20 protein-coding genes and 1 pseudogene are annotated in these 13,853 nt (G+C 20.3%); 12 read left to right on the top strand and 9 right to left on the bottom strand.

What is annotated here, in order from left to right:
• Window positions 1-13 precede the first annotated feature (13 nt).
• From AACL24_RS12520 to AACL24_RS12500, 5 genes are all read left to right on the top strand, one after another.
• Complete coding sequence (locus AACL24_RS12520) at window positions 14-748, top strand: hypothetical protein (protein WP_339047104.1); 735 nt, start codon at window positions 14-16, stop codon at window positions 746-748.
• A gap of 14 nt (window positions 749-762) precedes the next feature.
• On the top strand, window positions 763-1,365 hold the full coding sequence (locus AACL24_RS12515; protein ID WP_339047102.1) for a hypothetical protein: 603 nt from the start codon (window positions 763-765) through the stop codon (window positions 1,363-1,365).
• A 366-nt stretch (window positions 1,366-1,731) separates the two neighbouring features.
• Entirely contained in the window at window positions 1,732-3,159 is a 1,428-nt protein-coding gene (locus AACL24_RS12510) for a hypothetical protein (RefSeq protein WP_339047100.1), read from the top strand.
• 43 nt (window positions 3,160-3,202) lie between these two features.
• Complete coding sequence (locus AACL24_RS12505) at window positions 3,203-3,793, top strand: hypothetical protein (RefSeq protein ID WP_339047098.1); 591 nt, start codon at window positions 3,203-3,205, stop codon at window positions 3,791-3,793.
• Window positions 3,794-3,938: 145 nt separating this feature from the next.
• A complete protein-coding gene (locus AACL24_RS12500) occupies window positions 3,939-4,436 on the top strand; it encodes a hypothetical protein (RefSeq protein ID WP_339047096.1) in 498 nt (165 codons plus the stop codon).
• Window positions 4,437-4,826: 390 nt separating this feature from the next.
• Here the strand turns inward: AACL24_RS12500 and AACL24_RS15625 are convergent.
• Both AACL24_RS15625 and AACL24_RS15620 read right to left on the bottom strand, forming a co-directional pair.
• A pseudogene (locus AACL24_RS15625) lies at window positions 4,827-5,093 on the bottom strand (transposase family protein); the annotation flags it as partial.
• On the bottom strand, window positions 5,090-5,530 hold the full coding sequence (locus AACL24_RS15620; protein WP_339047357.1) for a transposase family protein: 441 nt from the start codon (window positions 5,528-5,530) through the stop codon (window positions 5,090-5,092). The pseudogene AACL24_RS15625 and the gene AACL24_RS15620, both read right to left, overlap by 4 nt.
• Before the next feature lie 226 nt (window positions 5,531-5,756).
• On the opposite strand from AACL24_RS15620, the gene AACL24_RS12490 reads away from it, so the two are divergent.
• Both AACL24_RS12490 and AACL24_RS12485 read left to right on the top strand, forming a co-directional pair.
• Window positions 5,757-6,401 (top strand): hypothetical protein, encoded by a 645-nt coding sequence (locus AACL24_RS12490; protein ID WP_339047094.1) that lies wholly within the window; start codon window positions 5,757-5,759, stop codon window positions 6,399-6,401.
• Window positions 6,343-8,031 carry a hypothetical protein gene (locus AACL24_RS12485; protein ID WP_339047092.1) on the top strand — a complete coding sequence of 563 codons (1,689 nt, stop codon included), beginning with the start codon at window positions 6,343-6,345 and terminating at the stop codon, window positions 8,029-8,031. Before AACL24_RS12490 ends, AACL24_RS12485 begins: the two co-directional genes overlap by 59 nt.
• A gap of 152 nt (window positions 8,032-8,183) precedes the next feature.
• Here AACL24_RS12485 and AACL24_RS12480 read toward each other — a convergent pair.
• Window positions 8,184-9,013, bottom strand: a protein-coding gene (locus tag AACL24_RS12480) for an IS5 family transposase (protein ID WP_339046819.1) whose coding sequence is annotated in 2 segments (ribosomal slippage) — window positions 8,184-8,617 and window positions 8,617-9,013 — 831 coding nt in all. Because the reading frame shifts where the segments join, the coding sequence is not laid out codon by codon here.
• A gap of 270 nt (window positions 9,014-9,283) precedes the next feature.
• On the opposite strand from AACL24_RS12480, the gene AACL24_RS12475 reads away from it, so the two are divergent.
• Window positions 9,284-9,457 (top strand): hypothetical protein, encoded by a 174-nt coding sequence (locus tag AACL24_RS12475; RefSeq protein ID WP_339047090.1) that lies wholly within the window; start codon window positions 9,284-9,286, stop codon window positions 9,455-9,457.
• 5 nt (window positions 9,458-9,462) lie between these two features.
• On the opposite strand, the gene AACL24_RS12470 is transcribed toward AACL24_RS12475, so the two are convergent.
• From AACL24_RS12470 to AACL24_RS12450, 5 genes are all read right to left on the bottom strand, one after another.
• On the bottom strand, window positions 9,463-9,702 hold the full coding sequence (locus AACL24_RS12470; RefSeq protein ID WP_339047088.1) for a hypothetical protein: 240 nt from the start codon (window positions 9,700-9,702) through the stop codon (window positions 9,463-9,465).
• Window positions 9,703-9,725: 23 nt separating this feature from the next.
• Window positions 9,726-9,902, bottom strand: a complete 177-nt coding sequence (locus tag AACL24_RS12465) for a hypothetical protein (RefSeq protein WP_339047086.1) — start codon at window positions 9,900-9,902, stop codon at window positions 9,726-9,728.
• Entirely contained in the window at window positions 9,884-10,012 is a 129-nt protein-coding gene (locus tag AACL24_RS12460; protein WP_339047084.1) for a hypothetical protein, read from the bottom strand. Before AACL24_RS12460 ends, AACL24_RS12465 begins: the two co-directional genes overlap by 19 nt.
• Before the next feature lie 6 nt (window positions 10,013-10,018).
• Window positions 10,019-10,210, bottom strand: a complete 192-nt coding sequence (locus AACL24_RS12455) for a hypothetical protein (protein WP_339047082.1) — start codon at window positions 10,208-10,210, stop codon at window positions 10,019-10,021.
• Between the two features lie 93 nt (window positions 10,211-10,303).
• Window positions 10,304-10,642 carry a hypothetical protein gene (locus AACL24_RS12450; RefSeq protein WP_281748842.1) on the bottom strand — a complete coding sequence of 113 codons (339 nt, stop codon included), beginning with the start codon at window positions 10,640-10,642 and terminating at the stop codon, window positions 10,304-10,306.
• A 299-nt stretch (window positions 10,643-10,941) separates the two neighbouring features.
• Between AACL24_RS12450 and AACL24_RS12445 the strand changes: the two genes are divergently transcribed.
• Together AACL24_RS12445 and AACL24_RS12440 are read left to right on the top strand one after the other, a co-directional pair.
• Window positions 10,942-11,232 carry a hypothetical protein gene (locus AACL24_RS12445; protein WP_339047080.1) on the top strand — a complete coding sequence of 97 codons (291 nt, stop codon included), beginning with the start codon at window positions 10,942-10,944 and terminating at the stop codon, window positions 11,230-11,232.
• 40 nt (window positions 11,233-11,272) lie between these two features.
• The gene (locus AACL24_RS12440; RefSeq protein ID WP_339047078.1) at window positions 11,273-11,413 is read left to right on the top strand and encodes a hypothetical protein; all 141 of its coding nucleotides are present in this window, start codon (window positions 11,273-11,275) and stop codon (window positions 11,411-11,413) included.
• A gap of 87 nt (window positions 11,414-11,500) precedes the next feature.
• Here the strand turns inward: AACL24_RS12440 and AACL24_RS12435 are convergent, their stop codons facing one another.
• Window positions 11,501-12,676: an Mbov_0401 family ICE element transposase-like protein gene (locus tag AACL24_RS12435; protein WP_339047076.1), complete on the bottom strand. Its 1,176-nt coding sequence runs from the start codon at window positions 12,674-12,676 to the stop codon at window positions 11,501-11,503.
• A gap of 120 nt (window positions 12,677-12,796) precedes the next feature.
• On the opposite strand from AACL24_RS12435, the gene AACL24_RS12430 reads away from it, so the two are divergent.
• Together AACL24_RS12430 and AACL24_RS12425 are read left to right on the top strand one after the other, a co-directional pair.
• On the top strand, window positions 12,797-13,162 hold the full coding sequence (locus AACL24_RS12430) for a hypothetical protein (RefSeq protein ID WP_339047074.1): 366 nt from the start codon (window positions 12,797-12,799) through the stop codon (window positions 13,160-13,162).
• Window positions 13,163-13,310: 148 nt separating this feature from the next.
• Window positions 13,311-13,826, top strand: a complete 516-nt coding sequence (locus AACL24_RS12425) for a hypothetical protein (protein ID WP_339047072.1) — start codon at window positions 13,311-13,313, stop codon at window positions 13,824-13,826.
• Window positions 13,827-13,853 lie beyond the last annotated feature (27 nt).

Here is a 13,853-nt window from a genome sequence, read left to right as displayed (position 1 = left end):
GGACATTAATATCATGCCAATCGGTACAACTAATACAGCAATACTTTTAAACATAAATAAACCAAAACATACTAGAATAAGTAAACAACAAGAAAATAAAAGTTTTTGATGAGAAATTTTAGAAATGATTGGTGTACAAGTAATAGCAGTAGCACTTGCTCCTTTTACTGGTGGATTAAGTGAAAGTTTTGCACTTGGATTAGGTGCAAGTGATTTAGTTGCTAGTATTAGTGCTGTTGGTGTAGAATTTTTAACTGATTTTACTATTAATCAAGTTTATGATTATTTAAAAGGAAATGTAACACCATTAAATACTTTTTTTAATATATTACCAGCATTTGCTGGAATTAATAAAATTAGTCGTGGTTATCGTACTACTAAATTTATTAATTTAGCACAAAAAACTAAAACATTAGAACAAATAGGTGTTAAAGAAGCAAAAAATTTACAAGAAATTATTAGTCAAGTAAGTGGAAAAGAAATTTTAACAGATAAAATTGTTGGTAAAAATCGTTATTTATTTAATTACAGTTTTGCTCCAAATCGTGAAACAATAATCCAAAATTTAGGTTATGTTGCTGAAAGACAATATAAAAATAATTTTCAAAAATTAGAAGCACAAGAATTAAAAGATTATTTATTATTACAAAATACATTAATAAAATTAAGTCCACAATTAACTCCTAAATTTAAAATCAAAGATATTGAAAAAGCAAATAACTTTTTAAAAAATATAATACTGATTTAAAAAAAGTATTATCTATGAACCAACATGATTGATTAAATTTAGTTCATACAATACACACAGAAAATAGATATGGAAAAACTTTAATTTTGGATTTACAAAAAATTCGTGCTAATGCTATTAAATTTAATTTTAAAAATAGTATTATTCATCAACTTGTTTTAAAAGCAAATCAAATTTTTAAATATTTTGATATTAGATTTTATTTAAAAAAAGGTTTAAATAAATTTTGAAAAGATACTTCATATTTTGAAAAAATACGAGAAAGTATATATAAATTACAAGAAAAATTTGAAAAACTAGAAAAACAAGCATTTGAAAAAATTAATAAATTAAAAGAAAAAGCAACTGATTTATTTACTAGTGCAGAAAAAAGAGCAATTAAACACGCACAATTAATTCCATTAAATTCACCAGTATTTATGGGTTGTAAAATTCAACCTTTGTCATTAGATAAATGTGCAATTACTATTTATCATCGTAATCCTAAATATAAGCCAATTACAGTTGTTGATAGTATTCTTAAAGCAAAAACTTTTGTTACTCAAATACATCCATTTCATTGATATCGTTGATATAGTGGTTGATACATTGGTTATGGTGTTAATCGTAATAAATAATTAAAAGCAATAGCATTTGCTCCACCAGTTGTACAACAAGTAATTAGAGATAGTTTTAAAGTATATAGAGAAATATTTAGAATAATAAGAACTTATCATAAAGTAGTAAATGTTATTAATAATCCTATTGAAAATATTAATAAATCATTTAAAAATGTTGGTTTAAAGTTTTCAGTAAATACTTTATTTGGTACTTGATTATTACATCATTTAGAAAAATTTGCATATAGTCAAGTTGTAACAAAAAGTAAAAACTTAAAAAAAGGAAAAAATAAAATACAAAAAGAAATTGAACATATCACACATAGAAAAACTAAAACAAAAACTAAACATTATAAAAAAGCATTTTTTAAGGAATGATAAAATATGATTAATAAACTTTGAACTGGTGTCAGTCTTGAAAATTATAATAACTGATATCCATTAACTGGAAAAATTACAGAAACACCACAGCAATATATAAAAACATGACCAAATGTTAATGATTGATTTAAAACATTTGGAATACGTGCGCAAAATGATATTAATGCCTATCTTGATTTTATTTTATCTAAATTTCCTTTTGATAGTTTTAAAGATGAATTAATTAAAGAAACATTAAGAGATATGGTTTATGTAATGGTTGAACATTGAGTATTTAATCGTACACCAATTGAATTTAATGTTGATGCAACTATTCAATTTAATAATGGTAATCAATTTAGTGCAAGTAGTATTCCAACAATTAATGTTTGAGATTTAGCACCTACTAGAATGAAAATATGAGCAAGATTAACAGAATTAAAACAAATATTTTCAAGTTATAATGATGATGAAATAGATGTTGAAAAAATTGACTTAAAAGCATTTTATACTAGAAATCAAGTTGATGAATTAATTAAAGAACAAAAAGAATTTACATTATCAAAACAAATGAAATTATATGATGATTTAGTTGATGATAATGAAAATGAAATATATAGGGTTCCTGTTACAAATTTTATTAATAAGGGTTATGTAGCAACAGATTATGATAAAGAAACTGAAACTATGATTTTAGATTGACCTGATGAAATTGGTACATTACCACCTGACGCATTACAAAATAATCCACAAATTGGGGATTATACACATGCACCAACTTGTGATTTTTCTGCTAAACAACAAAAAAGAATTACTACAAATGAAAATAGTATTAAATTATTAGAAACTAAAGTTGATAATAATATCAAATTATTAGAAAATAAAATTGAGATTAATAAACAAAATATTGATGATATTAAAAATAACTGATTTAATATTGAAACTAGTCCATTATGAAAAGAGATATCTAATGAACTTTCAACTGATAATTTAAATAAAGAAATATTAGTAATATGAGGTTATATTTATGAGAGTAATATTTATAAATATAAATATACTAGAAAATCTATATTTAAATTAGATGAAGAATCTGCAATAAAATCATATACTCTATTAGATACTTTTTATTCAGATGAAACTAATAATATTAGATTATATTTAACTTGCGTTAATTATAAAATTCGCGCTAGTGCTACACCCGGAACATATTATTCAGGATTTATTTCTAAAATATATCAATATCAAGGAATAGATACACCAACTGAATTTATAGCAGAAGAAAATACTGAACGTGATTATTATACAAAACTAGAAACTAATAATTTATTAGATAAAAAACAAGATAAATTAATTGCTGGTGAAAATATTAAGATTGATGAAAATAATAAAATTAGTGCTATTGGTGGTTCTACTGATTTAACTGATTATTATAAAAAAAGAAGAAATAGATAAAAAATTAGAAGATACAAAAGCATTATTTCCAATTGCTTTTTCTATGAATGCTATTGGTCAAGAAATTCCTAATTTAGAAACTACTAATAAAACTATTGCTGGGGTTGTTAATGAATTAAAAGAAAAAATAAAAGACAAAAAATTTTCAAATGATTATTTTAAATATAATACTGAAACAAATGAAATTTTATTAAATGATGAAGAAAATTCATTACTTTGTAGGGATTTATTAGAAAATAATGAATATAAAATATTAAAAACTCAAAATAAAAAAATATTACAAGCAATTAATGAAATATTAGAAAAACAACCACAACCAACTCCAACTATAAATAATTGAAAAGAAGTAGGAACAAGAGAAAAAAATAAATGAGATTATTGACAAATTACTTATGATTTTGAAGAGAATAAACATTATAGAGTTTATTATTCTTGAAGTATATATAATCCAGTTTATACTATTCAAGAATTTATTATAACTAATAAAAAAATTGCTGGTGTACAAATACAAACCTTTAATGATAGTGCTAATATAGTAATTTTATCAGTTCAACATGCAAAATTGATTACTATTTATACTGTAAAAGGTAATTTAAAAGGTAATGTATGAAAATTAGAAGAATTACAGGAATAAGATTATGTTTTTTAAAATTATAAAAATTATTTTAGGTTTAATTGGAGTAATTCTATCATTTGCAACTGCTGGTTTAATTATATTTATTATTGTAAAAATTATATTAAAAATTAATCAAATATTTTAAAGAAAGGTGGTGAATATTATGTTAAGTTTATTTAAAAGAAAAGATAAATCAAATATTAGTGATAATCAAAATGAAAAAGTAAAATTTTTAACTAATAAAAATAAAAGTACTCATGCTTCAATTTTAAATTATTTTGGTTTTAATGATTTTAATCATGCAACTTATTTTACTGATTTTGTAGCAGAAAATAATGCTAATTTATATAATGCTCCATTAGAAATAAATAATGAAACTATTAAACAATATTTAATTCAACAAGAATTTTATAGAAAAAATTGAAATTCTATTTTTAAATTAAGTAAATTAGGAATTAGTGGTTATTTAATTTTTATTGCTAATGATGATTTATATTTTCAAGTCGTTGATATACAACAAAGAGTTTATGATATTACTGGTAAATTAATTCAATGCACTATTTTTTATGATAGTTATGAGCAAAATGCACAAATGGTAAGATTATTTGAAATTTATACATTAGACTTCTTGCAAAACTATGATATTAATCACATTTTTTAAGTTTAAAAATTTATTTTAATAACACTTTTAATATTTTTTAAAAATTATTGTTCAAAGGACATATTCCGTAATTAAATTTAATTAATTGTCAATAAAATTGTTTTAAAACTATTTAGTGTTATTGAATATAGAAATAAATATTTTTTGAAAAAATAGTTTAAAAAATGAGTTTACATTTTAAACAAAAAATTGTTAATAATATTTTTATATTAACTTGATAAAAATTTAAATTTTAAAAAAATATTTTTAATATTTTTTTTATTTTAATGGTTTTATTTTATTAAAAATTTCACAAAGTAAGTTAAATCTTAAGTACATAAGTCTAAATTTAGATTTTCTACATTTATTTACTAAAATTTTGAATCTTTTCAATCAAGCAAAGACATGTTCAACTTTAATTCTAATTTTAGATACAATCTTATTGTATTTTCTTTCTTGTTTAGTTAATTTTTTATTTTTAGTTCTTTTAATTGGTATTATTGTATTTTTATAAATATTTTGTATACCTTGATATCCTAAATCTACTAAAATAGTTGTTTCTGATAAAAATTTCGTTTTTGAATTTTTTAAAATTTTAAAATCATGATTTTTACCATAAGAAAAATAAGAACTTATAATTTTTTTACTATCTTTTTCAATTATGACTTGAGTTTTTATTGTATGTTTTTTCTTTTTTCCTGAATAATATTGTTTTTGACTTTTTTTGGGCGTTGAATAGTACTTTCAGTCACATCAATGATAACTGTTTTATCTTTAAAATTATTATTTAACAGTGATTTTTGCCCATCAAGTTGTTGAAAATCAGGATGTTTTATTAAAGTATTTTCTATTCACTTGATATTCCTATAGCAACTACTTTCACTAATTCCATAACTTTTAGCAATATGAAAATAAGTTCGATACTCTCTTCAATATTCTAAAGTCATTAATAAACGATTTTCTAATGATAATTTATTAGGTGTACCACCATTTTTAAACTTTTTTACTTCTTCTGTCTTTAAAATTTCTAGAATTTTATTAAAAATAATATCATTTATACCAGTTAATCTTAATAATTCTGGATTGTTAATAGTTTTTAATTTATCAAACATCATAGATTACCTATCTTTTTTATTTTTAATTTTATTTTAAAAATTAAATTTTTAATAGATAGGTTTTGCAAGAAGTCTATTAAATAATGAACAAGTAACTATTAATCGTGCAATTTATAGTATTAGTGATAATAAAAAACAATTTCCATTAGTTTTTAAATCATTCATTAATAATTCCAATTTAGAACAAGAGCAAATATTAAATATTAATTATATTCCAATAGCAATTATGCGAAATAAAGCAAATGAATTAGCAGATTGTAATAAAGTAATGGATAAAATTAAAGCATTAGATGTTATTTATGAACAAATTGTTTTAGATACCATTTTAAATTCACCTAAATTTATATTTAGTCAAACTTATGGTAATGTTCAATCAACATTAGAAGAAGCAGTAAGAACATTAGTTACTAAAAATTACATATTTAAAAGTGTTGGAGATAATAATGAACAAAACGAAAATATCAATATGACAAATAGCAACTTTAAAGGTAAAAACTTAACTGATATATACGATTGAAATGTTAATGAAATATTTAAACGTTGTGGTATTCATATACCAAGTCAAAAGAAATCTGCACAACAATCAGTTCCTGAAAGTACAGCAGTTAATATTTCAACTATTAATTATATTGAACAAAAATTATGACAATTTAATATTGACATTCTTAAATTTATTCAAATATTAGTACGTATGGATAAAGATTTATTAAATAGTAAAACATTTAATATTAATGATGAACAAGAAATTAATAATTTAACAGTTAAATTAAAATTATTTAATCCCGAAAATAACCAATTAATAGGAGATAACAATGGACAATCAAAACAACAAACCACAAACGAAGTTTCCACAAAAACAGAAGCAAACTAAACTTAATCAAGCAGAAGTAGAAAATGATTATTTAATTGATAATATTCCTTATGATTTTACTAATATGATGAGCGCTACTAGTGACCCAGATATTAATAGAGCATATGATGAATTTAAAAAAAGAACAATTTATATTTATGAAATTGAACGTTTATTTAAAAATAATGAAAATAATAGTTTAAAATTTTCAGCAAATACTATTAAAATAGGTTTTATTGATATTGATAAAGTATTAAAAACTACTGCTATTGAAACATCAGACTTTACTATGCAATTAAATCAAAGAGCAAGTACTAATATTAATGATAATACTATTGAATATAGTATGACTGATATTAAAAATTTAATTTTTCAAGAAATAAATTTATTAAATCAATTTAAATTATATGCAGTTAGTATAAATGAACCATTAACTGAAAATAATATTGATGATTTATATATCATTAATAATTATTCACAACCTTATCAAAATCCAAAAACAAGAAGTACTAAAAATATAACTATTATTAAAATTAAAGATTTTAAAACAAGAGATGGTTATCCAATCATTATTAAATTACAAAAACCATTAGATAAAGATACCAAAGTTATTGGTTTAAAAATTAAAGCCCCTAGAAGCATGATTTTTGGCAATATAAAGGTACTTGGTGAAGTTGACAATATGGAATTATACCCAAAGTTATTTGTCAAGGATAAGATAGCATTTCCGCTGTTATCAATGCCTATTGAAACTCAACCAAAAGTTAGAATATTACAACAATGATTTAGTGAACAAATTTTACCTTGAAATTTAGCAAAACAATTTATAGGACAAGAAAAATCAGTTTTAGATTTAATTGCTATTGGTGGTGGAAGTGAAACAAGAAAAGAAATTATTAATAATGCAAGAGTAACTAATGCTAAAATTGGTTATGATGTTACTAAAAATTTAAAAGTATGACCATTATCCGATGAAATAGAATTAAAAGATAAAAAAATAGAATCATGATTTTTAGTAGGTAACTATAATTTATTTATTTCTACAACTAATAAATTTCATGATGTTGAATTAGAAATAAAAGATAGACCACCAATTGATAGTTTACAAAAAGTATTATTAGATATGCTAACTTATACATATAATTATAATCGTAATTTTGACGGATTTAATCCAAAAAGTGATAAATTACAACCAATTGGAGAATTAAGACAAAAATTTGAAGGACAAAAACCAGAAGAAGTTATTACCAACTTATTTAAGCAATGAAAATTAGATTATCCAAATTATATTAATTTGGAACAAGTAAAAATACTTAAACAAATAATTATTATGTTATCAAATAATATTTATTCAAGTATGTCAATTAATAAAGGATTAAATGATGATAACAAGATTTTATTAGCTTATTACTTTGAATTAAAATCAAATCCTATTCATAGAAATAATGATGATATTTGAGAATTTAAAGATATAAAAGTGGTCTTAAAATCTAAATATTTTGATTTTGCAGATATAAATAATATTAAATTAAAAAATAATGATATTAGTCAAAATGAATTATTCAAACTAGATGATAATCAATTTAATTGATTATCTATAACTAATGAACTTGAAAGTAATAATAGACTTCTTGCAAAACTATGATATTAATCACATTTTTTAAGTTTAAAAATTTATTTTAATAACACTTTTAATATTTTTTAAAAATTATTGTTTAAAATATGTTTTATTTTTTGTCATTAAAATACAACAAAAATTATTATTTCAAATAAAAAAATAAAATATTAAATTATCAAATATATTTAAATTAATAATTGTAAATTATAAATTGAAGCTATTAAATTAAATCTTAATGCAAATTTTTTTCTTCTATTTCGATATTTTTCACTAATAATTTTAAATTTTTTAAGAATCGCAAAAACATGTTCAATAACAACTCTCATTTTTGAAATAGCCTTATTATTTTTCTTTTCTTCTTTAGTTAAAGGGTTTTTCTTTGATTTTCGTTTAGGTAATAAGACATTTTTATGTATGTTTTGTATACCTTGATATCCTAAATCTACTAAAATAGTTGTTTCTGATAAAAATTTCGTTTTTGAATTTTTTAAAATTTTAAAATCATGATTTTTACCATAAGAAAAATAAGAACTTATAATTTTTTTACTATCTTTTTCAATTATGACTTGAGTTTTTATTGTATGTTTTTTCTTTTTTCCTGAATAATATTGTTTTTGACTTTTTTTGGGCGTTGAATAGTACTTTCAGTCACATCAATGATAACTGTTTTATCTTTAAAATTATTATTTAACAGTGATTTTTGCCCATCAAGTTGTTGAAAATCAGGATGTTTTATTAAAGTATTTTCTATTCACTTGATATTCCTATAGCAACTACTTTCACTAATTCCATAACTTTTAGCAATATGAAAATAAGTTCGATACTCTCTTCAATATTCTAAAGTCATTAATAAACGATTTTCTAATGATAATTTATTAGGTGTACCACCATTTTTAAACTTTTTTACTTCTTCTGTCTTTAAAATTTTTAGAATTTTATTAAAAATAATATCATTTATACCAGTTAATCTTAATAATTCTGGATTGTTAATAGTTTTTAATTTATCAAACATCATAGATTACCTATCTTTTTTATTTTTAATTTTATTTTAAAAATTAAATTTTTAATAGATAGGTTTTGCAAGAAGTCTAATATACCTTCATTAATTCCTGCTGATTGAACATTAGGAAATGGTGAATATGGGAAATACCTTACAAAAACAATTATTGATAAAATTAAAATTGATAATGCTTTAAATTTATATGGTTCAAATAAATCTCAATTATTTTCAAAATTAGAATTTTATAAAGAAATCGGACAAATTGATACTATTAGCGAATTTGAATTGCAAATTGAAAATCCGATTAATAACTTAAATCGGATTGAAATTAGTGGTATATTTGGTGCTGGAAATTATGATTTAACTTTATTAACTGATAAACAAGAAATAAACTTAAAAAATATTAATTTATTTGATAAATATAATGAAAATATTTCTTACATTAATTTAGAAATTTAATATATCTAATTTAATCAAATATTTTTCATAAATTCTCCTTTTTTTATTTTTTTAATTAAATTTTTATAAATGTTAATTTCAATATCAGAACGCACCATCATTTGTTTTGTATTCAAAATAAATTTTTCATTAGGATTTTCTTTACTTTCTTCTTTTTCGAGTTGTATTTTCAAATAATCAAAAAAGTTATTAATATTTATAATTTTTTCTTGTAATTTTTTAATCACAATTTTCTCATTAATCATAGTTTAAAGTCCTTAAATTTATTTTATTTATTAAAATATCCATCAGGATATTTACCATCTCATTTTATATCATTTTTTTCTCTTGGTTTAATATCAAAATATAATGATATTGTAGGTTTACAACTATCACATTTATTTTCTCAAATAGTAGTAGTACCAAATACTTTTTCGCCATTTGGTTTTAAATAGTAATTTTCCATATTATGGGTAAGCACCCCCCCATGATTAATCCTATTGTTCCAGTTGTTGCACCGGTTAGTGCTAATACTAATGTTATTTTATTTAAATTTGTTTTTATTCATTTTTTCATATTAAATTACTCCTTTTTTATTTTATTATTTTTTCTTAACTCTTCACAAGTTTTTAATCATTTTGGTAATAATTCATGTTCTAAATTAATTGCATGATTTTTACAAAGAAAAAGACTAAACGTTGTTGATTTTAATTCCAATAATACAATATTACTTCATTTGTTATTACAATTTTTACTTTGACAAATAACATTCATTTTGTAAAATCTTTTTAAAAGATTTCAAATTATTTACAACACCTGATAACTTTTCTTTATTCATGATAATTTACTCCTATTTTGAAATGAAATTTAAGATATTACACAATTATTATTTTTAATAAAGACTTTACTACTTTTTTCTTGATTATTAATAGATTTATATGAATTAATAATACTGACATCATTTAATCATAACAATGGTGTTACTTCTGTTAATTCTGTAATTTTACTTAGTTCATTTGATAATTTTCTTTTAGAAATTTCTAGTTCTTTTTCAAAACTAACAATTTCCCTTGAATAAATTTTTAAATCATGTTCATTGGGTTTATTTTTTTCTTTCTCTTTAATTATTATATTATTTATATAATTAATCATTTCATGAATTTCTTGAATTTTATTTCTTAAAATTTCTATTTTTCCTATTTCCATTTTAATTACTCCTTATGTCTTAATTTTACTTTAAAATTGTACTATTTTTCATTATTTTTACAAGTATGCTTTTAAATGCAAAATAAACGCCTAAATGCAAGGCGTTTATTTTGTGATACCTATTCTATTAATGATATTCAACTTGTTTATTATATTTTAAATATGAAAGTGGTTTTTTAAATAATTTTTATTTTATTTAAAATTACACTTATATATTTATATAATAATTAAGTAAATTAATTTTTTAAATATATTTACAATAAATTTTGATTTTTTTAAAATAGTTAGGAGAAGTAAATTTGAATTTTAATTATAAATGAAATTTTAGAGAACAAAATGCAAAAATTGATAAATTAATTTTAAAACATATAACAAATAAATGAGAAAAAATAGATTGAAGAATAAAAAATACAAGGGATAAAAAGAAATATAAAATTGTTGATTATCAATATCGAACGAGAAAAACTATACATGGATTAGTAACTTATAAAAGAAGAATTTATGAATATTTTAATGAAAAAATACAAAAGACATATTCCGTAATTAAATTTTTTAAAAGTCAATTAATAATTTTAAAATTTATTTTATAATTTTGTTATTAACAATAAATTTAGAAAAGTGTTGATAAAAATGATTTTTGAAAATTTAAAAAAATTAAAAAATGAAGAATTTTATAGATATTTTGGCCGTTTAAAAAATGCGTATAAAGTATATTTTTTTGAGAGAAAAATATCTTTAATTGTTGGTATTATTATACCATACTATTTTTAAAAAATAAAGTATTTTAGTGTTTTATTTTATTAATAAAAACTAAAAATTCCTAACTATTTAGGTTTAGAATTATTTAATTTTATAACATTAACAAATAACTATATTTTGATTATTTATATGAGCAATTCTTGTATTTAACATATTTACAAATGTTTTATAATTATATGATTTTGCACCATAACCTTTTAAAGATTTAACTAAATGTGAAACAGTACTTTCAGCATGACAACCAATATTTCAATCTTTACCTTGATTAATAATTCCTTGTTCATTATTAGCAAAGTAATTAAATGTTTGTTTATCAACATTAGGTTTTAAAATATTAATTAATTCATTATAATTACCATTTTTAAAATTAAATGATGTATCAAAATAATTAGGTCAATTTGTATCAGATTTTTTCTTACCTTTTACATTAATAAATGCTTTTCATAAATATCTAATACCATGAAAACAATCTAATATATATTTTCCACCAAATCATTTTGCCATTGCTCTAATTCATAATGCACCATCTCCACCAATAATTAAATTATTATTTTGTCAAAATACATTAGTTAAATAATTAAGTTTAATATCATAATTATTAATAATAGTTTCATATACAAATTCATATACTTTATCTTGAGTTATATTATCACTTGGTTTAAAAATCATATATGCTCATATTTTATTTTGTAATTGATTCCTATTTTTATAAATATTAATTTTATGAGTATAAAGACTGAAAATTCTAATACAATATTTTTCTATTATTCCTTGTTCATTTGCTAAATATTCAAAACAATCATCCATATCAATATGCAAATAATCTTTAACTTCATATTTTTTTATTGGTAATTGTATTTCAATTTTTGTATTTTTTATTATATTACTATAAGTTTGTTTTGAAATTCCACAATATGGTAACATATCTTTAATATCAGATTGTCTTTTACCTTTATGTATTTGTTTAATTATAAATAATGTTAAATTATTAGTACAATTTTTATATTTAGGAATTCCTATTGCTTGTTTAACTGGAATTATATTTTCATTAGTTTCTAAATTTTTATATATTCTTAATGGAAGATAAGATTTTCCAAAAGGATTAATTAATAATTTCATTCTTCTTTGTATTAATTTAAATTTAGTTTTATCATATTTATTTTTATATCAATAATAATCATAATCTAATAAATCTTTATTATAATCTTCTAATTTTTGATTTGCATGTTGAATATCAAAAGTATCATAATCATATTTATCATTAATTCAAGGCATGATATAAATCCTTTCTTAAATTTATGAATTGATTATATGACTATTAAAATTAAATTGTTGTAATTTAATAATTTTAGAAATGATATAATTAATATATAAGTTTTAAATAAGGTGATTAATATGCCAGCAAAAAGAAAAGAATTAGGAAATTATGATGTTACGATTAGTAATTATTTAAGAACTAAAAATAAAACATTAACACCACAAGGATTAAATAATGCACTTGGAATTGATAGAAAATTTATATTTGATTGCCGACGCAGAAGTAATCCATGACAACGTAATTTTTTAAAAAGTTATGATAAAGCACGTAGTATTATTTCAACTCATATGTTAGAAAAAGCATTAGTAAAACCAGAGTTAATTTATACACATTGATTAAAATCTCATCCAAATGAATTTGATATTAATGAAGAAGATAATAACTCAAAAAGTAATATAATTATTAATATTTGTGAACCTAGAAAAATAGAAAATAATGATTAGAAACCTATAATAAATATAGGTTTTTTTCTTTATTTTAAAGGGAAAAAATGATATAATATATTAAAGTGAATATGTTAAATTAACATATATAAAAGTGACCTATTAACCAAGTGAATTATTAAAATTTAATAAAAGGGAGATTAAAAGTATGAGTGATTTTACTTTTGATGAAAAAGAGAATTATAGTTTAGATGATGTTAAAAATTTACTAAAACAACATAGAAATGTAGTATATGCTGAAAGTAAAAAAAATATTGAACCTAAATTAAGTGAATATGAAACAAAATTAAAAGAATATGAAAATAAAGTTAATGAATATCAAGAAAAAGAATTATTTAATGGTTTTAATGATAAACAATTAAAAATAGTTAAATCATTAATTAATACTGAATATAAAGAACTTGATAAACATTCTGCTTTAAATAAAATAAAAGAAGATTATGCAGAAATATTTAATAATAATTTACATAATAAAGAAATTAAAAAACAAGAAATTATTAAAAATGAAGAATCTAAACAAGAGTTTTTTAATCTAAAAACACTTTTTGAATTAGATAATAATATTACATCTAAAAATGAAGAATTATTAAAAAATACAGAAGTTGTTGGTGCAAAAACTAAACAAGAAATGATTAAATTTTTAGAATTTTTATTTAGTAAATAATTAAATATTTCTCAAAAGGAGAGATAT

The sequence above is a fragment of the Spiroplasma endosymbiont of Colias croceus genome (assembly GCF_964020095.1).
Taxonomy (GTDB): domain Bacteria; phylum Bacillota_I; class Bacilli_A; order Mycoplasmatales; family VBWQ01; genus Spiroplasma_E.
This window is presented reverse-complemented; position numbering and strand designations above follow the sequence as displayed.